The sequence below is a fragment of the Flavobacterium sp. KBS0721 genome (genome assembly GCF_002007065.3).
GTDB classification, from domain to species: domain Bacteria; phylum Bacteroidota; class Bacteroidia; order Flavobacteriales; family Flavobacteriaceae; genus Flavobacterium; species Flavobacterium piscis.
This window is the reverse complement of the sequence record NZ_CP042170.1, coordinates 5,354,933-5,375,098: the sequence shown is the minus strand read 5'-3', so window position 1 is coordinate 5,375,098 and position 20,166 is coordinate 5,354,933. Positions and strand designations below refer to the sequence as shown.

The window sequence follows — 20,166 nt, the reverse complement described above, 5'->3', positions numbered from 1 at the left end:
TAAAACATGAATAAAAAGACTGAAGTGATTCATTTACATCACGGTAGTGGTGGTGAACATATGACTCAATTGCTTAATGAAGTAATTTTTAAAATCTTGAAAAATGATATTTTAGAAGTACGTCATGACGGTGCGTTTTTAAATATGAAGGGAAATTTGGCTTTCTCCACAGATAGTTATGTGGTTTCTCCAGTGTTCTTTAAAGGAGGTAATATTGGTGAACTTGCAGTAAACGGAACTGTAAATGATCTTTCGATGTGTGGAGCAATTCCTAAATATCTTTCATTAGCCCTAATTATAGAAGAGGGTTTTGGTTTAGAGGAGTTTACTCAAATTATCAAGTCGATTAGGGAAGCGGCTGATAAAGCTAATGTTCAAATTGTTACCGGAGATACTAAAGTTGTCGAAAGAGGGAAAGGTGATCAAATTTATATCAATACTTCGGGAATTGGTGTTGTTCATGAAAAGGCCAACATTAAAACTCAAAATATTCAGGAAAATGATGTTATCATCATCAACGGACCAATAGCGTCACACGGAATGGCGATTATGTCTGAACGTGAAGGATTAGAGTTTGAAAGTGATATTTTGAGTGATACCACCAATCTCAATTACATAGTTTTAGATTTAATAGAAAAATTTGGAGATAAAATTCATTTTTTGAGAGACGCAACCCGTGGCGGATTAGCATCTGTTTTGCATGAAATAGCAACTGAGATCAATTTAGGGATTTCACTTTTTCAGGAAGATATACAAGTAGAAAATCAGGTAAAAAGTGCCTGCGAATTATTAGGTTTAGATCCTTTGTATGTGGCTAATGAAGGAATCTTTGTTTGCGTTGCAGCTCCTGAAATTAAAGATGAGGTAATTGCTGTTTTGCAAAAAGTAAATTCAAATGCATCAGCTATTGGTTTTGTTACAAATGAACACCCATCAAAAATAATTATCGAAAGTACTTTTGGAGGTAAAAGAGTGGTCAATCCTTTGGTTGGAGAACAGTTGCCGCGAATTTGTTAATCATTTTTTTTACCACGAATTTCACGAATTTCCGCGAATTATTTTTTAATTGTTTTGTACTAATGGCAAACAAATGAAGAACTTTAAAATCATTTTGATCATTTAATCCGTGGCTATTTTTTAAGATTAGAAATTAATAATTTGCGAAAATTTGTGTAATTTGTGGCGAAAGAAAAAAAAACGCTCGATAAATTTCGAGCGTTTTTAGTAAAAAAAATATTTTAGTTTTTCTCAATCCATTTTCTCGCATTGATAAAAGCTTCATGCCAAGGTGTAAACTCGTCATTTCTGTCTTTTGGATAATGTGCCCAGTTCCATTGGAAAGTCGAACGCTCAATATGAGGCATAGTAACCAAATGTCTTCCTGTTTTATCACACATCATGGCTACGTCATAATGAGAACCATTTGGGTTTGCAGGATAGCCTTCGTAAGCATATTTAGAAACAATGTTATAATTTTCTTCACCCATTGGTAAATTGAATTTACCTTCTCCGTGAGAAACCCAAACTCCTAAAGTAGTCCCAGCCAATGTCGATAACATTACTGAGTTATTTTCCTGAACTTTTACAGAAGTAAAAATACTTTCGTGTTTGTTACTATCATTATGAAGCATTTTTCCGTGCACTTCATGCTCCGGATTAATAACTTCTAATTCCATAAACAATTGACATCCGTTACAGATTCCAACAGATAATGTATCTTCTCTTTTAAAGAAATTATCTAAAGCTGTTTTTGCTTTTTCGTTGTATAAGAAAGCTCCGGCCCAACCTTTTGCAGAACCTAAAACGTCAGAGTTAGAGAATCCTCCAACAGCTCCAATAAACTGAATATCTTCTAAAGTTTCACGGCCAGAAATTAAATCGGTCATGTGAACATCTTTTACATCGAAACCTGCCAAATACATTGCATTTGCCATTTCACGTTCAGAATTACTTCCTTTCTCACGAATAATAGCCGCTTTTGGTCTTGGTTTTGAAGCATCAATTACAGGCGCTTTACCAGTAAAGTGCGCTGGGAAAGTATAATTTAAAGCTTGATTTTTATAGTTTTCAAAACGTGCTTTAGCCGTTCCTTTTTTAGATTGTTTTTGATCTAATAAATAAGAAGTTTCAAACCAAACATCTCTGTAAGTTGGAATATCCAATTTATAAATTCCAAATTCCAAAACTGCAGTTTCTTGAACTGAACCAATTTTGAAGAATTCGATATTGTTCGCTTTTAATTTAGCTTCAACAGCTGCATCTTCTTTTGCCTGGAAAACAATTCCGATATTTTCTGCGAAAAGGATTTTCAATAAATCTTTTTCTGCGAAAGCTGAGAAATCAATTTTAGCTCCCAAGTTTACATCAGCAAAACACAATTCTAATAAAGTAGTAATCAATCCACCGCTTCCGATATCGTGACCTGCTAAAATTTGGCTTTCGCCGATTAATTCCTGAATCGTATTAAAAACATTTTTGAAGAAAGAAGCATCTTTAATTGTAGACGTTTCGTTTCCGATTGTATTTCTAATTTGTGCAAAAGAAGAACCTCCTAATTTGAAATCATCCTGAGACAAATTGATATAATAAATTGAATCTCCGTCTTTTTGTAAAACAGGTTCAACTACTTTTCTAATATCTGTACAGTTTCCTCCAGCCGAAATAATAACCGTTCCCGGTGCAATAACTTCGTCATTTGGATATTTTTGTTTCATCGAAAGTGAATCTTTTCCTGTTGGAATATTGATTCCCAATTCAATTGCAAATTCTGAACAACCTTCAACAGCAGCGTACAAACGAGCGTCTTCACCTTCGTTTTTACAAGCCCACATCCAGTTTGCAGATAATGAAATTCCTTTCAATCCATCTTTAATTGGAGCCCAAATAATGTTTGATAACGATTCCGCAATAGCATTTCTACTACCAGCAACCGGATCAATCAAAGCAGCGATAGGGGCGTGGCCAATAGAAGTTGCAATTCCTTCTTTTCCTAAATAATCCAGTGCCATAACACCAACATTGTTCAAAGGCAATTGCAAAGGTCCTGCACATTGTTGTTTGGCAACTTTTCCACCAACACAACGGTCCACTTTATTTGTTAACCAGTCTTTTGATGCAACAGCTTCTAAACGTAAAACGTCTTTTAAATATGATTCAAAATTTGCGTTGTCATAAGAAACAGCAGCATATTTTCTATCGATAGTTTTATCTGTCATAACCGTTTTTGGAGAACTTCCGAAGAAATCTTCTAAAGCATAATCCATCGGTTTTGAACCATTTGATTTTGATTCGAAAGTAAAACGGTGATCTCCCGTTACATCCCCAACCTGATACATTGGCGAACGCTCTCTGTCAGCGATTCGTTGCAAAATATCAATATCTTTTTGACCAATAACCAATCCCATTCTTTCCTGAGACTCGTTACCAATAATTTCTTTTGCAGAAAGTGTTGGATCTCCAACTGGTAATTTATCCAAATCGATTAAACCACCAGTTTCTTCAACCAATTCAGAAAGACAGTTTAAGTGTCCTCCAGCACCGTGATCGTGAATAGAAACGATCGGATTATGATCACTTTCTACCAAACCACGAATCGCATTAGCAGCACGTTTTTGCATTTCAGGGTTTGAACGCTGAATGGCATTTAATTCGATTCCTGAACCGAAAGCTCCGGTATCTGCAGAGGATACCGCTGCACCACCCATTCCGATTCTATAATTTTCTCCACCAAGAATTACAATTTTATCGCCTTCTTGTGGTTTCTTTTTAATTGCCTGATCTAGTTTTCCGTAACCAATTCCACCCGCTTGCATGATTACTTTATCGTAACCAATTTTACGGTCGTTTTCTGAATGTTCGAAAGTTAAAACGGAACCTGTAATAAGCGGTTGACCAAATTTATTTCCGAAATCAGAAGCTCCGTTTGAAGCTTTGATTAAAATATCCATTGGCGTTTGGTAAAGCCATTTTCTTTCTTCCATTGCGTTTTCCCAAGTCCTGTCATCCTGAGCGGAGTCGGAGGATTTCAGACGAGAGTATGAAGTCATGTAAACCGCAGTTCCTGCCAATGGCAAAGAACCTTGACCACCTGCTAAACGGTCACGAATTTCTCCTCCAGAACCTGTTGCCGCTCCATTAAAAGGCTCGACTGTTGTTGGGAAATTGTGTGTTTCTGCTTTTAAAGATAAAACCGAATCAAATTCTTTTATCTCATAATAATCGGGTTTGTCAGCTGTTTTTGGTGCAAACTGCTGCACTTTTGGTCCTTTTACAAAAGCAACGTTGTCTTTGTAAGCAGACACAATATCGTTAGGATTTTCTTGTGATGTTTTTTTGATTAATTTAAAAAGAGAAGTTTCTTTTTCTTCTCCGTCAATTATAAAAGTTCCGTTGAAAATTTTGTGACGACAGTGTTCTGAATTCGCCTGAGAGAAAGCAAAAATCTCAGAATCAGTCAGCTTTCTTTCTAATTTTAGAGCAAGATTGTCTAAGTAATCTACTTCTTCCTGGCTTAAAGCCAAACCTTCAACTTTATTGTAAGTTGCAATATCATCGATTTCCAAAATCGGTTCTGGCTGAACATTGATAGTGAAAATTTCCTGATCTAATTGATTGAATTTTTGAAAAAGCATCGGATCAAAATCAGTAAAATCTTCCGTTGCAGGAAAAAATTCTTCAATTCTGATGATGCCCGGAATACCCATGTTTTGAGTAATTTCTACAGCATTTGTACTCCAGGGTGTGATCATAGTGGCGCGGGGACCAACAAAAAAATCCGTCAATGCGGATTTTTCGATCTTATTAGAGTTGGCAAAAAGCCAGTTTAGTTTTGAAATGTCTTGAGCCGAAATTTCGTTTTGCGCTTGTACGGCAAAAACAGTTTTGCTTTGGTTTTCAAAGAAATGGATCATTGTTTTGTGTAGTTTGTTGTATTGAGGTGCAAATTTAGTGTAAATAAATAGCAAGCGCAAATTTGAAAACAAAGTCTTTTGAACTTTTTGCCACAAAGACATAAAGGCACAAAAAATTAGTTAAAGTAATGAGTAATCGTACTGTTTGTGCCAATAGCAAAAGTGAGAATAGATTTTGTGCCTTTGTGTCTTCTTGGCAGGAGTAAACATGCTGTCATTGTCGTAAAAAAATAAAAAAAGCGGCAAATATTGCCGCTTTTTACTTTTTAGTAAGCACTCGTTATTAGTTGATTATAATTTTTTTACTGCTGGTTTTTGAACCTTGTGTAATATGAACAATGTAAATTCCTTTTGGAATATTATTTATCGTTACAAGCGAAGCAGTACTGTTTTGTTTTGTAAATACCTTTTGTCCTAAGATGGAGACAATTTCGATATTGGATGCTTCATTAGATTCTTTTAGCTGAATAGTAAAATGACCATTTGAAGGATTTGGATAAAGAGAAACATCATTAAAATCAAAATCTCCAACACTAAGATTTGCAAGTGAATGACTTCCTAATCCATCACATTTGTCTTTTGGATATACATCCCATTCAGCAGTTTTATTGAAGGTAGTATTTGGAGACGAAATAGTTGGTTTTCTTCTTAAAGTTTCATCAATAGAAAAATTCGCTGTATTGCCGAGTGTGCCAATAATGTCAATTAAAACATCATTTTTGAATAATCCAATAGGGTCATTTCCGTTAAATTGCAATTCTGTAGCACCGCTTGACAGATTTGCATTTGCCGGATTAAAGCAAGTTGTTAGCCCCTGACTGTAAGCTATTACATACGAAGCTCCCTGCGCAAGTGTACCTGTAAGTGCCAGTCCGGCGGTAGAAGTCCATGCGCCTGCACCATTAATTTGTTTTTTAATTGTATACTGCGTTAAATCTACTGTGCTTCCTGTAAAATTTGAAATTTCTAAAAATTTATTATTTCCTGATCCTTCAACATATTCTGAAAAGAAAATTTCATTAGCGATTGGTCCGCCGCCTGTAGCTGCCGTCGTAGTTCCGTCAACAGGAGTAGTTGCCAGTGATAAATTGTTTGAAGTATCTTTTGCAATCACATAAAATGAGTACGTTGTCGATGCTGTTAAGCCGCTAATGGTGGCGGTTGTTCCTGTTTCATTTTGTTTAAAAACATTGTTTATATAAACAGCATAGCTGGCAATTCCAACATTATCTGTAGCGGCTGACCAGCTTAAGCTAACCGTACTTGAAGTGCTTGCTGTAACAGTTAAATTTGATGCAGGATTTGGCGGAGTAGTATCATCTGCTTCGGTTGTCCAGACGGCTGCTACATATTCAGGATGGTCAATGTATGGATTGCGATTGTTTTGGCGCGCATAAATAGCATTGTTTCTCGCAATTTCTCTTGCGTTTACTGGATCCTGATTGTGCCACGCAATCAACTGACTTAAAAATGCCGGAGTGAATACCTTGTTAGCCGTTCCGTTAAACATAGGATACGAATATCCTGCTACTGTATTCTCATATCGTGTTGCAAAATAAAAATACATTCGGGCAATATCACCCTTAAATTCATCAATAGGTTCAAAAACGGGGCCTGAATAACCAGCGGTAGTACTTGGGCCTAATTTGCTTCCATTAAGGCTTGTTTCAGTTGGTGCAACCACAACAGAATGAGGATAATTAGAGCGAACACCATTTACTTTTCCATCAGTTGGTGTAATAAAATGCGCATCAGAAACCATTGGGGCTTTTTCATCAAATACAGATTGCGGAATAATATGTTCTCTATTGTAGCAATCACCTTCGTTTGTATAGCTGCCACATCTTTGTGTTGTAGCAATACTGTAAGTGTAGGGGTCATTTCCGGCAGGATTTTCAGAATACATGTCTAAAACTGTTCCGTCATTTTCATAAAAGTTATCAATGTCCGATGTTGCATAAGTGGTATATAAACCACCATAGCCATTATCAGTATGGCCTTTTATAATATTATACAATTGCGTTTTTAATGTGTAGCCTGTTCCTGTTGCGGTATCATAATAACCGGCTGGAATTTGGGAAAAACCAACAGCAGTAAACATCAGTAAGAATAAAAAGTAGTTTTTTTTCATAAAAAGTGGTTAAGATTTGGTGCTAATAAATTGATGTTGAATATCCTCAATATATTAATTGTATCAAATTTACTACTTTTTGAAATACGCTACGTTAAGTGATCTTTAATTTTAGAAAAATTTTCTTACTGTTGTTTTTTTTTTCTTGCCACCAAGACGCTAAGGCGCAAAGTTTTTCACGTACTGTTTGTCATTTCTAGGAACGAGAAATGACAAACAGTACGTTTAAATAGTTACCTTTTAAAAAAAAAACTTAGTGTCTTCGCGGCAAAATCTTATTTAGGAAAAACAGCACTCTGATATGCGCCTAAATCGGGCGGAGAAGTTCTGGTTTTCCCCAGAATATCCAACGGAATTATATACGCCTGGTTCCCTTTCGCGAAAGCGGGAGAAGTAGTATCAATATTAAACTTGTTCTGAGAAACATTATAAAACTTCGGATTTTCATTTATGATAATCTGATTATAGTGTTCTGTGTCGGTTTTAAACTGATAATCAGGATTGGTACTTGAGCTGCTGAACTTCAACAGGCAATTATTGAGTTGGTAGATAAATGCTGCAGTTGTGTTTTTATTCAAATTGAATTCGTTTGTACTTGATCCGTAAATAATACAATTATTGAAAGTCGCCTGCGTTAAAGGATTTGCTGCAGGGGTTAATCCAGCCAAATTGTTGCTGAGGTTAACAGCAAAATGTGATGAGTTTTGCCAGTTGTTATTAAAAGTACAATGCGTGAAAACATAATTTCCGCCATAAACACAAGATAAACTCGCTAAGCCAGCATAATTAATGACGATGTTTTCTCCGTTAATGTATGCGTTTTGAGCTAAGATTCCGTATTCGGCACAATTGTATATTTGGGTATTTTTGATGTCAATTGTAGTGCTATTATCAGGACTTTTTATATTTAAACCTGTAATAGCATTTTTTAAAGTAAGATGATTGATTGAATGATTTTTACTTCCACTAGCTAAAATAACCGAGTTCCATTGCCCGGGAATGTCATCGTAAAGAGATTCTAATCGATCTCCTTCAAAAATAACCTCTTGTTCTAATTTATTGGTAGTAGATACCGCTCCATTTACTTGTAATGATGCTTTGTTATCAACATAAAGTCCTGAGTTAGCATGAAAAAAGACTCTTGCACCAGCTTGAAATGTCACGGTTTTATTTTGAGGAACGCCTGCAAAACCATAAATAACATAGGGTTTCTGATTGGTGAAAAGCAATTCGTTTCCGTTTGCAGCGTCATTTTCATCCAAATAAAAACCATCAACAGGTTTGCCGTCTATTACGATTTTTTCTTTGGTTCCGTCAGCATTTTGTTTTGGATATAAAAAAACAGCATCCTGAATTAAGGTAACCAAAGCAACTTGTTGAAGGTTGGCACCGCTGTCAAACAAAATTTGATCTGTGTACAAAAAATCAGTCGGATTTGCATCTGTAATATCTGCGGTGGTTTCTATAAAAATATACAAACTGTCTTTCGCTAAAAGTGTTACGTCTTTAAAAATTTTGCCATTGTTTCCGCTCATTCCGTCAACGGTCATCCTGTATTTAGAATTTAAACCATTTTTAAGCTGAATGGTGGGAATCGAAATATCATCTTTACTTGTATTGTAAACCTTAAGTTGGTAAGTGCCTGAGCCAATATTCTTAAAAACAGTATCTAAATAAACAGTGTCTTTTGAAAATTTTAAATTTCCGGAACTGGCAACGGTGTCAAAATCAGTGCGACAAGAACTGAAAGTTATAAGGATTCCAAAAATAAAAAGTATAAAGTATTGACGCATTGGTTTCTTTTTTTTGCCACTGATTTAAAAGATTAAAAAAGGATTTTATATTTTTTTTAATCTGTGATAATCTGTGAAATCTGTGGCAAAAAAATATTACTTTTTTAGCCGAAGATTAATATCGATTATTTTTGTAAAAATAACAAAAAACTTACACGTTTGAAGTTGATTTTTAATTTAGAATTCGATTTTCGAATTTGTATCTCTTCTTTTCTTTAATTTTACGATTTTAAATTCCATTTTAATGAATTATACAAAAGAGCAGATTTTAGCGCGTTGCAACGAATTTTCTAAAAACACGCTAATGGAAACGCTAAAAATAGAATATATAGATGCTGGCGAGGATTTTTTGACGGCGAAAATGCCTGTAAATCCTTCCGTTCACCAACCAATGGGACTTTTGCACGGAGGAGCTTCTGTAGCTTTGGCAGAAAGTGTAGGCAGTGCAGCATCATTTTTTTTCATCAATCCAAAAGAACAGGAAGTACGCGGAATCGAAATTTCGGCCAATCACTTAAAAAGCATCCGTGAAGGCTGGGTTTTCGGGACAGCGAGAATCATCCATAAAGGTAGAAGTATTCATCTTTGGGAAATTAAAATTACTGATGAAGCCGGGAATCTGATTTCGCTTTGCAAGTTGACAAATATGGTTTTAGAAAGAAAGAAAACAGAATAGAACATGAATGATTTTTTTTCTAAAATAAAAAAACATTACGAAAAGCACTTGCCTTTTGTAATGTATTCTAAGCCTAATTCCAGAACTATTTTTGGACTTTTACAGCAAAATGACGCTTTGCATACGATCTCTAATTATAAAGAAAAAGGTTTTGTTTTTGCTTCTTTTGATGAAAAACAATTGGTTTTAATTCCGGAGAATGAATCTGAAGTTATAACAACAGAGCAAGAAGAACTTTCTTTTGAAGTTGTTGAAGTTGAAGATTCAGGTTTTGGTGCAGCCGCTAAAATTCAATACGAAGATTTAGTTTCGAAAGGAATAGAAGCGATTAAAAACGAAGAATTCAAAAAAGTGGTTTTGTCCAGAAGCGAAAAGGTAGATTTGGCACAATTTGATTTTGTAGCCACTTTTCAGCATTTGATCGAATTGTATCCTACTACTTTTTCGTATTGCTTTTTTCATCCTAAAATTGGATTTTGGATGGGAGCAACCCCGGAACAATTACTAAAAGCTAACGGAAATGTTTTTGCAACTACGGCTTTGGCAGGAACTCAAAAAGCAACCGCTGAAACTGAAATTCTCTGGCAGCAAAAAGAAAAAGACGAGCAACAATACGTAACTGATTTTATTGTAAAAAGATTGCGGGAAGTTGCTGCTTCGGTTAACGTTACAGAACCTTACAGTCTTAGAGCGGGATCTATATGGCACATTAAAACGGATATTTCAGGAGTTTTGAATGACAATTCGACGCTTGAAGAAGTGATAGATACTTTGCATCCAACTCCGGCAGTTTGTGGTTTGCCAAAGAAAAAAGCAAAAGCCTTTATCATAGAAAACGAAAATTACGACAGAACTTTTTATACCGGTTTTCTGGGTGAGTTAAACAGCAGTTTTGCCAATAACGAGATTAGTTCTGATTTATTTGTAAATTTACGTAGCATGCAAATTCAGGAAAATAAGGCCATTTTGTACATGGGCTGCGGAATTACAAAAGAAAGTATTCCTGAAAGAGAATGGGAGGAAAGCGTGAATAAATCAATGACGATGAAGAGAGTATTGAGAATAGCTTAAAAAAAACAAGTTTACAGTCGCAGTCACAGTTTTCAGGTTTGCTGTGACTGAATACTGCGACTGTAAACTGCGACTAAAAACAAAAACAATGAAATTAGATATATTAGCCTTTGGCGCACATCCTGACGATGTAGAACTGGGATGTGCAGGAACAATTTTAAAAGAAATATCCCTTGGAAAAAAAGTAGGTATTGTTGATTTAACGCGCGGTGAATTAGGAACGCGCGGTACGGCTGAAACCAGAGATCAGGAAGCAAAAGATGCAGCAAAGATTTTAGGGGTTTTGGTTCGTGAAAATCTAGGTTTACGAGATGGTTTTTTTGTAAACGATGAAAAGCATCAGCTTGAAGTCATAAAAATGATTCGAAAATACAAACCAGAGATTGTATTATGCAATGCAATCGATGATCGTCATATTGATCATGGAAAAGGAAGCAAATTAGTTTCTGATGCTTGCTTTTTATCAGGATTGATGAAAATTGAAACAGCTGTAGATGGCGAAAGTCAGGAAGCCTGGAGACCAAAAGTAGTATACCATTATATTCAGTGGAAAAATATTACTCCGGACTTTGTGGTTGATATTACGGGTTTCGAAAACAAAAAAATAGAAGCTGTTATGGCTTATAAGACCCAGTTTTATGATCCAAATTCTACCGAACCTGTAACACCTATTACAAGTAAAAACTTTTTTGAAAGCCTAAATTATCGTGCGCAGGACTTAGGAAGGTTAGTTGGTAAAGATTTTGCAGAAGGTTTTACTGTTGAAAGGTGTTTGGCAGTCAATAGCTTAGAAGATTTGATATAATTTTGGTGTAAATTTTTCATTTTTTTCTTTGGAGAAGTAAACCTTTGTTGTATATTTGCAACCGCAAAGAAAAATGGTGGTTGTAGCTCAGCTGGTTAGAGTATTGGTTTGTGGTGCCGAGGGTCGCCGGTTCGAACCCGGTCAGCCACCCAGAAATTTAAAGCCTTGAAGAAATTCAAGGCTTTTTTTGTGCCTATAAGTTAAATTCCAATTTTGTTTAAAATTCCAAATTCCAGGATGGTGAATATTTCATTAACTAAAGATTTTGAAATTTTGGATTTAATTTTTTTGGATTTATTTTTTGTTTTTCACCAAAAAAGAGCAGCGTTTAAGTCATGATTTATTGGTTATTACGGTTTAACTTGTAAAACATTTTACTTCATCAAAAACATTTTGTTACTTGATATCTCCGGTTTTCAAACGTTTTTTCTTTGGAGAAGCAAACCTTTGTTGTATATTTGCATCCGCAAAGAAAAATGGTGGTTGTAGCTCAGTTGGTTAGAGTAGCGGTTTGTGGTGCCGCGGGTCGCCGGTTCGAACCCGGTCAGCCACCCAGAAATTTAAAGCCTTGAACAAATTCAAGGCTTTTTTTGTGCGTAGAATTTATAAATCTATTTCTTAAATTACTCTTCCTGGCTATTATCCTTAATTAATCTCACAACCTTTAAAGAGAGTAAAAAAACTACCGCAGAAAACGCTAAGTTCTTTACTCTTAACTTTTATAAAATACTAAGTTCAAAAAAGCTTTGCGAACCTAGATTATCTAAGCAACTTAAATCTTAATGAACTCTGCGAAAAACCTTTGTGCTCTTTGCGTTAAAAATAATTATGAACAATAAAATTTTTAATGTTTCTCTGCGATATTTAGCATTAAGACTAAAAAAGCATAATTACTAAAATTCGCTAAAGTATTGCCTATTTAAAAACCGGTCAAATTATCAAGACTGGAATAATTTAGTATTCTAAAATGTTAAATTAAAAAGTAATTTTTCATGATTTTAATCATGAAATAAAATTAAGTGGCATAATATCTTTACAACGTAAATCAAGCTCCAAAAAAATAAAACAATCTATAATCCAGGTATTTTAAAAATAATTTTTAAGAATATCAAGAAAAAATAACCGTATGGATAAGTCATTCTTAATTACTGAAATAAACCGACTCAAACAAGAAAAAAATGCGATTATCCTCGCTCATTATTATCAGGATAGTGAAATACAGGACATTGCTGACTTTGTAGGGGACAGTCTTGAGTTATCTAAAAAAGCAGCCTCTGCCAAAGCAGATATCATTGTTTTTGCAGGAGTATATTTTATGGCTGAAACGGCAAAAATTATAAATCCGCATAAAAAAGTGCTTTTGCCTGACATCAATGCTGGATGTTCTCTTGCTGATGGATGTGATCCTCACAATTTCAGGAAATTAAAAGAGCTTCATCCTAATCATGTCGTGGTAACTTATATCAATTCTTCGGCCGAGATAAAGGCACTAAGTGATTGGGTTTGTACTTCATCAAATGCAAAAAAAATTATAGAAGCAATTCCTAAAGAGCAGGAAATAATTTTTGCTCCTGATAAAAATTTAGGAATGTATCTAAAAAAGGTAATAAACCGTGAACTACTACTTTGGGATGGCTCCTGCATTGTTCACGAAGCTTTTTCATTAGACAAGCTTATCGAAATTTACAATGCAAATCCCACTGCTAAAATTGTAGCACATCCTGAATCAGAAAGGCATATTCTCGAAACAGCCCACTATATTGGATCAACGTCCGGAATGCTCAATTTTATCAAGAATGATGCGGCTACGACTTTTATTGTAGCAACAGAAGCTGGAATCCTGCATCAGCTATCAAAAGATGCACCACAAAAAACGATAATTCCGGCGCCCTCACACGAAGATAATACTTGTGCCTGCAGTGAATGCGCTTATATGAAAGTAAATACTTTAGAAAAACTTTATTTATGTCTAAAAAATGAAGGCCCGGAAATTACTATCAATGAAGAATTACGATTAGAAGCCATAAAACCTATAAACAGAATGCTCAATTTGTCATAACATCTAAGTCAATCAACATGAAAAAAACTGATATACTTATAATTGGTTCCGGAATAGCGGGGTTATTTTTTGCGATAAAAATTGCAAAAAAGCGACCAGATTTATCCATAACAATTATGACCAAAGACAAGGTCAAAAACTCTAATACCCAATTGGCTCAAGGTGGTATTGCTGTTGTTACGGATTACATAGAGGATAGTTTTGAGCAACATATAGAAGATACCCTAAAATCGGGCGGAGGTTTATGCGATGAAGAAATTGTAAAAATGGTTATACATCAGGCTCCTGAGCGATTAAAAGAACTTATTGATATTGGAGTTTCTTTTGATAAAAATAAATCCGGAATATGGAATTTAGGTTTGGAAGGCGGACATTCTCAACATCGTATTTTGCATCATAAAGATATATCCGGAGCAGAAATAGAAAAAAATCTAATTGAAACTGTAAAATACTTATCGAACATTACAGTTCTCGAAGACCATTTGGTTATTGATGTCGATACTAAAAAAAGTAACGGAAAGATTCGTTGTAAAGGCGCTTTTTATTGTGATAAAATCAATAAGAAAGTAAAATACGTACGTACTAAAACGGTAGTTTTGAGTACAGGAGGATGTGGCCAGATTTTTAAGAATACGACCAATCCTGAGATTGCAACTGGTGACGGAATTGCAATAGCTTCCCGCGCCGGAGCGGTAATAAAGGATATGCAATACATACAGTTTCACCCAACAGCATTGTATGAAGAAAATAAAAATCCGTTTTTTTTAATTTCAGAAGCTGTAAGAGGTTTTGGGGCGCACATTGTTAATGAAGATCAAAAGCGTTTTATTTTTAAAGATGATATTCGTGGGGAATTGGCAACAAGGGATGTAGTATCGCAAGCCATAAGCAAAGAAATACAAATGTCCGGAAAGCAGTATGTTTATTTGGATTGCCGACATCTTGATTTTGATGAATTTTATACTCATTTTCCGTCTATTACAGCATATTGCAAGACTATTGGATTACATCCTGAAAAAGATTTAATTCCTATTGTTCCCGTTGCTCATTATCAATGTGGCGGTATTAGTGTAAATAAAAAATCACAAACCAATATAAAGAATCTCTATGCCATAGGTGAATGTTCCAGAACAGGTTTGCATGGGAAAAACAGACTGGCTTCAAACTCATTATTAGAAGCTTTGGTTTTTGCTCACCAGGCTTCGGATCATATTGGCAGGACTATTGATGATTTATCTTTCTCCTCAAAAAAAAGCCTGTTGAAGTTCGATGAGCCTTTACTGGACAAAGATTCTAATTACTTTATAAAATTAAAAAAAGAGCTTCAAACCATGATGACGTTTTTTTATGCCAGTAAAGATTCTGATTTTCTTAAAATATTAAATAGAATAGAATCGATGAAAATGACAACAGTAGGCTTATTATTTAGAAAGCAAAAAATAACAACACAGCTAGTTGAATTTACTAATATGCTTACCGTTGCTAAAATTATTGTAGAACAGAATAAGACCGAGGTTTTAAAAAAGGTTACAAGTTATTAAATCACATTTTCTGTAATCATTTTTAAATAATTCAAACCGTTTACAAAAAGAAGTATTGTCTATAATAACCAAAAAAGCATGACGATTAAGTCATGCTCATTTGGTTATTATAGTTTGGTTTATTGAATTATCGTATTTCGTCGAAAGTATTTCCTTGTTTGATATCTCCGGTTTTAAAACCTTTCTTAAACCAGTACATTCTTTGTTCTGATGTACCGTGCGTAAATGAATCCGGAACAACATGTCCTTGCATTTTACTTTGAATGGCGTCATCGCCAACTGCATTTGCTGCACTTAACGCTTCTTCGATATCTCCTGCTTCAAGATATTGCTGGTTGTCATGAGCCCAGACTCCTGCATAAAAATCGGCCTGTAATTCTAGCGCTACAGAAAGTTTATTGGCCTGCGCTTCGCTTTTTCCTTCTTGTTCCTGACGCATTTTTTCAGATGTTCCCAGTAAGGTTTGAATATGATGGCCTATTTCATGAGCGATAACATAAGCAATGGCAAAATCACCTCCTTCAGCTCCAAATTTGGTTTTTAATTCTTCAAAAAAAGCCAAATCCATATATACTTTGCGATCGCCCGGACAATAAAACGGACCGGATGCAGATGATGCACCACCACAAGCTGTGTTTACAGAGCCTCTAAAAAGCACCAATTTAGGTTTTTCGTAAGTCATGTCATGTTCTGCGAAAATTTTGCTCCAGGTGTCCTCATTACGAGCCAGCACCACTCTAACAAAATCTCCGAGTTCTTTATCTTCTTTGCTTAATGGCGCAGCTGCTTCGGTTTGTGTCTGACCGCCTTGCATTTGCTCTAATACATTTCCTATAGTCTGGCCATTTTCGCCGCCAAAAACATTCAGTAATAAAATAATAATACCAATAACACCGCCACCAACGGCTACTTTTCCGCCAGAAAGTCCTCTTCTGTCTTCTACATTATCACTTTGTCTACCGCCTAGCCACTTCATATTATGTTGTATTTTAGTTTATTGAGTTTTTATGTTACACGAATTTATAGATTTTTTAGGAATTATTGTTAAAATGAAACAATTTAGTTTTAACTATTTTAACCATTTTGATAACGCTTCTTCTACAGTGCCTTTAATAATTGGTTTAGAGATATAATCATCCATTCCTGCTGATAAGCATTTATTTCTTTCATCTTTCTCTGCGCCTGCGGTTACTGCAATGATCGGAATATCTTTTCCGGTAATTGTATTTCTTATGGCTTTTGTTGTTTCATAACCATTCATAATGGGCATCTGAATATCCATAAAAATAAGATCAGGATTTATGCTTTCGAATTGATTAACGGCTTCGTATCCATTTTCGCATTCATAAATATAAGCAGTTCCATACAGGTTTTTAATAATGGTTTTTAGTAATAACATGTTTACTTTGTTGTCTTCAACAATCAAAAAAGTGATATTTTTATGATAGGCACCAGCATTTTTTGAGCTTAATTCCAGATTTATTTTCTTAAGTTCTGCATTGTATTTTTCATTAATGCTTTGGTTGCTAGTTTTTAAATTTAAATCAAAATAAAAATTACTTCCCATGTCAATCTTACTTTCCAGCTGTAATCGACTATCCATTAGAGCCAATAACTGATTGGATATTGTTAAACCCAAACCGGTTCCTCCAAACTTGCGCGTTGTAGAGCTATCTTCCTGAGAAAAAGCTTTAAAAATTTTCTTTTGGTTTTTTTCCAGAATTCCAATTCCGGTATCTATGACGGAAAAACGAATAACACAATTGCCGCTTTTATTTTTTTCCAGAACAGAAACATTTAATTTAATCGAACCTTCGTTGGTGAATTTTACTGCATTTGACAGCAAATTGATCAAAATTTGTTTGATTCTCACGATATCTGTCCAAATGTATTTAGGAACATCAGGATCTACATTTAATTCCAGTTTAAGGTTTTTCTGGTTCGATTCGTAAACAATTAGATCAAATACCTGTCCAAGCACTTTTTTAATATCATATAAATCAATAAAAAGTTCCAGCTTTCCGGCTTCGATCTTCGAAAAATCAAGTATATCGTTTATAATTTCTAACAAAGAATGAGCTGACTGATTGATGGTAGTCATGTATTTTTCCTGAATTTCTTCAAGTTCCGTTTTCATCAGTAAATGGGTAAAGCCAATAATACCGTTTAAAGGCGTTCTTATTTCATGCGACATATTGGCCAAAAAGTCTGATTTTGATTTATTCGCTGCTTCGGCCAATTGTTTGGCTTTTATTGCATCTTCGGTTTCTTTTTTGTTTGTGATATCAAAATAAATTCCGCCAACAAATTCAATTTCGTCTCCTTTTTTAATAACATCACCAAATTCTTCTACCCAGATGTATTCGCCGCTTTTTCTGCAAATTCTGTATATGTTGTGCAAAGGCATGCCGTTATGTAAGTTATCAATCTGATTGCGGACTACTTCGTCTTTGTCATCAGGATGGATAAGGGATAAAAAAGATAAATTATTCTCAATAAATTCTGATTTCGAATAACCCGTTAAATTCGCAATCTCATCATTCAGGAAAATTTTGGTCGACAAGGCATCAAATTTTGATAAATAAACCGTACCCGGAATATTGTTGGCAATCAGTTTGAACTTTTGTTCACTTTCGAGAATTTTGGTTTCATTGCGATTTCTCTCCAATGCCGATGAAATATTGTTGGCAAGAACCTGAAAGATATAGATTTCTTCTTCAGACCATTTTTTTTCGTTGGTACAATCATCAAAACCAATAAAGCCGGTAAAAACATCATTAATAAACAAAGGCAGAATCAATATGGATTTGATTTGGTTATCAATTAATAGTTGTTTAAAAAAAGTATCACCAAGTTTACGTGTGAGCTTGTTTAAGATTTTTCTATTTTTGGCTGCTTCGTAAATTTCCTGTAAATTGTCTTCTGTAAGTTGTTGTATTTTTGTAATTTGAGGTTCTATTCCTTTTCTTGACCATTTGTATTTTTGGGAGATACAATTTGTATTAAAGTCCCTTTCGTAGTAATACATATGATCGACTTTGGCTGCTTTACCAATTATTTCATACGTTTCCTGAAACATTTCGTGAGTGGTTTTACTCAGCAAAAATTTCTCTGTGCATAAAGAAAGTGCCGAAAGCAACTGACTTTTAAATTCTAATCTTCGTTCAGCTTCCAGACGCTTTTGCGACGAAATAGCCAACGAAATCACATCTGCAATTGTTCTGGCATAATTGATATCTTCATTATCCCAGTCCCTTTTTTCCTGAGTGCTTTCAAAACAAACGACACCGCCCAGTTGTCCGCTAGAAAATATGGGAACATCCAGCATTGATTTAATGTGATTTTTGGTAAAATAAAGCTTTTGAAATTCTGATGTTTCTAATTTATTAAAAACATCTGGCGCATTTATTATGGCCTTGTTTTTTAAAGTTTCAAAATAAATGGGGTATGATTCTTTATCTAATATGTTTTTGTCGCTTAAATTCTGATTATCAATACTAAATATGTTTTTGCAACTAATTAAGTCTTTATCATATTTCCAGAAACTTACTCTGTTTGTTTTGGTAACCGTGGCAGCCTCTTTAATAATGTAATCCACAACAGTATCCAGATTATTATATTTACTAAAATCTGTGGTTGATAATTTTTTTATGGAATGATTGTAAGATTCAATTTTTTTAAGGCGTTTCTTTTTTTCGTTTTCTATGTTTTTGATATCCGTAATATCTCTGGCTATACCGGCATAACCAATGGTTTGGCCTAAATCGTTTTTACGAATTATAATTTTTTGGGAGATCCATAAAGTTTTTCCGTTTTTCTTTAAAATCGGAATTTCTATAGAGGGAAAATTGTTTTCACTGCTGTCCAGGTTTTCATAAAAATCAACTGCATTTCGCTGGTAGTTTGCATGAATAAAATTCGAATAATGTTGTGATATAATCTCATTTTCCGAATAGCCTAAAATCGAAAAACCAAAGTCATTTACAAAAGTAAAATAACCTTCACTATCGATTTCAAATATAATATCAGTTGCGGTTTGAATCAGGTTTTTGTATTGATCCTGAACATTGATTTGTTCTGTAACATCCTGTCCGATACTGATAATTAAATCATCAGAGAACTTTTTATCTTTCCATTGAATGTACTTGTATTCTCCATTTTTACTCTTTAATTTCCGAATATAAAGCTTGTTTTCCTCGTTGTTAAAATTGGTTATATTTTCAATAAATTCTGTTTCTTTTGTTAGTTTCCAAAATTTCAAACCCATTACTTCATCCGGCAGATATCCTAGAATTGCTGTTATTGTTTCGCTGCAAAACAGTACCTCGTTTTTTTTATTTGTGGCAATTGTTAATGAATTTCCCTTATGCACAATTTCATTTGTAAACCTGAAATTATCCTTACTGTTTAATAAAACGGCATATTTTACCTGATTGATAATAAAAATAAGAATAGAAAAATTGATTAATATAATGGATGATTTTAAAGAAATTAAGTGAAAAATAACGGTTGCAATTAAAAAACTAAAAACCAAACCAACAAATACCCAATATATTTTGATGGGTTTTAAAATGCTGTACGAAAAGAAAAACGAGATTAAAAAGACAATAATTGGAATAACATCATTAGAATGAAAAATAATATTATGCGCAATGTAAGCGACATAAATAAAGAAAAAGAATATAAATAATGGCTGAACCCTGTCTCTTAGAAATTTAATTCTACTTGTTATGAAGTAAATAACCAGAATCGAAAATCCGATGGAAACATTGATTACTAATAAACTTTTAGGTCTTATTTTAAAAAGTTCATTGATAATTTCGATTAGAATAATGGCAATGCCAAAAAATAAAATATAAAGTTGATATTCTCTGTTGGCAGTTTCGGTTTCCAGTTTTTTTTCTATGAAATAACCAATTCTGGATTTTATTTTAAAAAATTGATACACCAGAATACTCAAAAGACCACATAACGCTAATCCTAAAAGTATAATTTTAGGATTGTTATAAAAAATAATGTCGGAAGTAAAAACATACCAGTTTGCAATAATTGATTTTAGGGCATTACCAATCGTGGCAATTCCAGAAATCAGCGAATTGAAAAAACTATAGTTCTCTACCATAGAATTTGAGGTATGTTTGGTTTAGTAAAAAGTTTTTTGAAAACTCTAAAAAGAGTAG

Annotated in this window: 11 protein-coding genes and 2 tRNA genes; 8 read left to right on the top strand and 5 right to left on the bottom strand. The window is 34.3% G+C overall.

The features are described from left to right. Nucleotides 1-6: 6 nt before the first annotated feature. Nucleotides 7-1,017 (top strand): hydrogenase expression/formation protein HypE, encoded by a 1,011-nt coding sequence (gene hypE / locus B0M43_RS22405; RefSeq protein WP_078005466.1) that lies wholly within the window; start codon nucleotides 7-9, stop codon nucleotides 1,015-1,017. 221 nt (nucleotides 1,018-1,238) lie between these two features. On the opposite strand, the gene purL is transcribed toward hypE, so the two are convergent. The 3 genes from purL to B0M43_RS22390 form a co-directional block, all read right to left on the bottom strand. After that, complete coding sequence (purL, locus tag B0M43_RS22400) at nucleotides 1,239-4,910, bottom strand: phosphoribosylformylglycinamidine synthase (protein ID WP_078006120.1); 3,672 nt, start codon at nucleotides 4,908-4,910, stop codon at nucleotides 1,239-1,241. 283 nt (nucleotides 4,911-5,193) lie between these two features. Further along, on the bottom strand, nucleotides 5,194-7,041 hold the full coding sequence (locus B0M43_RS22395; protein WP_078005465.1) for an endonuclease: 1,848 nt from the start codon (nucleotides 7,039-7,041) through the stop codon (nucleotides 5,194-5,196). Nucleotides 7,042-7,316: 275 nt separating this feature from the next. Then, nucleotides 7,317-8,834 carry a hypothetical protein gene (locus B0M43_RS22390; RefSeq protein WP_078005464.1) on the bottom strand — a complete coding sequence of 506 codons (1,518 nt, stop codon included), beginning with the start codon at nucleotides 8,832-8,834 and terminating at the stop codon, nucleotides 7,317-7,319. 244 nt (nucleotides 8,835-9,078) lie between these two features. Here B0M43_RS22390 and B0M43_RS22385 point away from each other — a divergent pair, with 244 nt between their 5' ends. The 7 genes from B0M43_RS22385 (at nucleotide 9,079) to nadB (ending at nucleotide 14,986) form a co-directional block, all read left to right on the top strand. Continuing rightward, on the top strand, nucleotides 9,079-9,510 hold the full coding sequence (locus B0M43_RS22385; protein WP_078005463.1) for a PaaI family thioesterase: 432 nt from the start codon (nucleotides 9,079-9,081) through the stop codon (nucleotides 9,508-9,510). Nucleotides 9,511-9,513: 3 nt separating this feature from the next. Further along, the gene (locus B0M43_RS22380; protein ID WP_078005462.1) at nucleotides 9,514-10,581 is read left to right on the top strand and encodes a chorismate-binding protein; all 1,068 of its coding nucleotides are present in this window, start codon (nucleotides 9,514-9,516) and stop codon (nucleotides 10,579-10,581) included. An 88-nt stretch (nucleotides 10,582-10,669) separates the two neighbouring features. Next, on the top strand, nucleotides 10,670-11,386 hold the full coding sequence (gene bshB1 / locus B0M43_RS22375; RefSeq protein ID WP_078005461.1) for a bacillithiol biosynthesis deacetylase BshB1: 717 nt from the start codon (nucleotides 10,670-10,672) through the stop codon (nucleotides 11,384-11,386). A gap of 76 nt (nucleotides 11,387-11,462) precedes the next feature. Next, nucleotides 11,463-11,536, top strand: a tRNA-His gene (locus tag B0M43_RS22370). A gap of 329 nt (nucleotides 11,537-11,865) precedes the next feature. After that, a tRNA-His gene (locus tag B0M43_RS22365) sits at nucleotides 11,866-11,939 on the top strand. A gap of 573 nt (nucleotides 11,940-12,512) precedes the next feature. Continuing rightward, a complete protein-coding gene (nadA, locus tag B0M43_RS22360; protein WP_078005460.1) occupies nucleotides 12,513-13,445 on the top strand; it encodes a quinolinate synthase NadA in 933 nt (310 codons plus the stop codon). A gap of 17 nt (nucleotides 13,446-13,462) precedes the next feature. After that, a complete protein-coding gene (gene nadB / locus B0M43_RS22355) occupies nucleotides 13,463-14,986 on the top strand; it encodes an L-aspartate oxidase (protein ID WP_078005459.1) in 1,524 nt (507 codons plus the stop codon). Between the two features lie 127 nt (nucleotides 14,987-15,113). Here nadB and B0M43_RS22350 read toward each other — a convergent pair whose 3' ends face one another. Further along, complete coding sequence (locus tag B0M43_RS22350) at nucleotides 15,114-15,962, bottom strand: neutral zinc metallopeptidase (protein WP_078005458.1); 849 nt, start codon at nucleotides 15,960-15,962, stop codon at nucleotides 15,114-15,116. Nucleotides 15,963-16,055: 93 nt separating this feature from the next. Continuing rightward, nucleotides 16,056-20,108: a PAS domain S-box protein gene (locus B0M43_RS22345; protein ID WP_078005457.1), complete on the bottom strand. Its 4,053-nt coding sequence runs from the start codon at nucleotides 20,106-20,108 to the stop codon at nucleotides 16,056-16,058. Nucleotides 20,109-20,166 lie beyond the last annotated feature (58 nt).

Bases quoted from the DNA above. Each gene is read 5' to 3' on its own strand.
- hypE (WP_078005466.1), top strand. From the start codon at position 7: ATGAATAAAAAGACTGAAGTGATTCATTTACATCACGGTAGTGGTGGT.
- purL (WP_078006120.1), bottom strand. From the start codon at position 4,910: ATGATCCATTTCTTTGAAAACCAAAGCAAAACTGTTTTTGCCGTACAA.
- B0M43_RS22395 (WP_078005465.1), bottom strand. From the start codon at position 7,041: ATGAAAAAAAACTACTTTTTATTCTTACTGATGTTTACTGCTGTTGGT.
- B0M43_RS22390 (WP_078005464.1), bottom strand. From the start codon at position 8,834: ATGCGTCAATACTTTATACTTTTTATTTTTGGAATCCTTATAACTTTC.
- B0M43_RS22385 (WP_078005463.1), top strand. From the start codon at position 9,079: ATGAATTATACAAAAGAGCAGATTTTAGCGCGTTGCAACGAATTTTCT.
- B0M43_RS22380 (WP_078005462.1), top strand. From the start codon at position 9,514: ATGAATGATTTTTTTTCTAAAATAAAAAAACATTACGAAAAGCACTTG.
- bshB1 (WP_078005461.1), top strand. From the start codon at position 10,670: ATGAAATTAGATATATTAGCCTTTGGCGCACATCCTGACGATGTAGAA.
- nadA (WP_078005460.1), top strand. From the start codon at position 12,513: ATGGATAAGTCATTCTTAATTACTGAAATAAACCGACTCAAACAAGAA.
- nadB (WP_078005459.1), top strand. From the start codon at position 13,463: ATGAAAAAAACTGATATACTTATAATTGGTTCCGGAATAGCGGGGTTA.
- B0M43_RS22350 (WP_078005458.1), bottom strand. From the start codon at position 15,962: ATGAAGTGGCTAGGCGGTAGACAAAGTGATAATGTAGAAGACAGAAGA.
- B0M43_RS22345 (WP_078005457.1), bottom strand. From the start codon at position 20,108: ATGGTAGAGAACTATAGTTTTTTCAATTCGCTGATTTCTGGAATTGCC.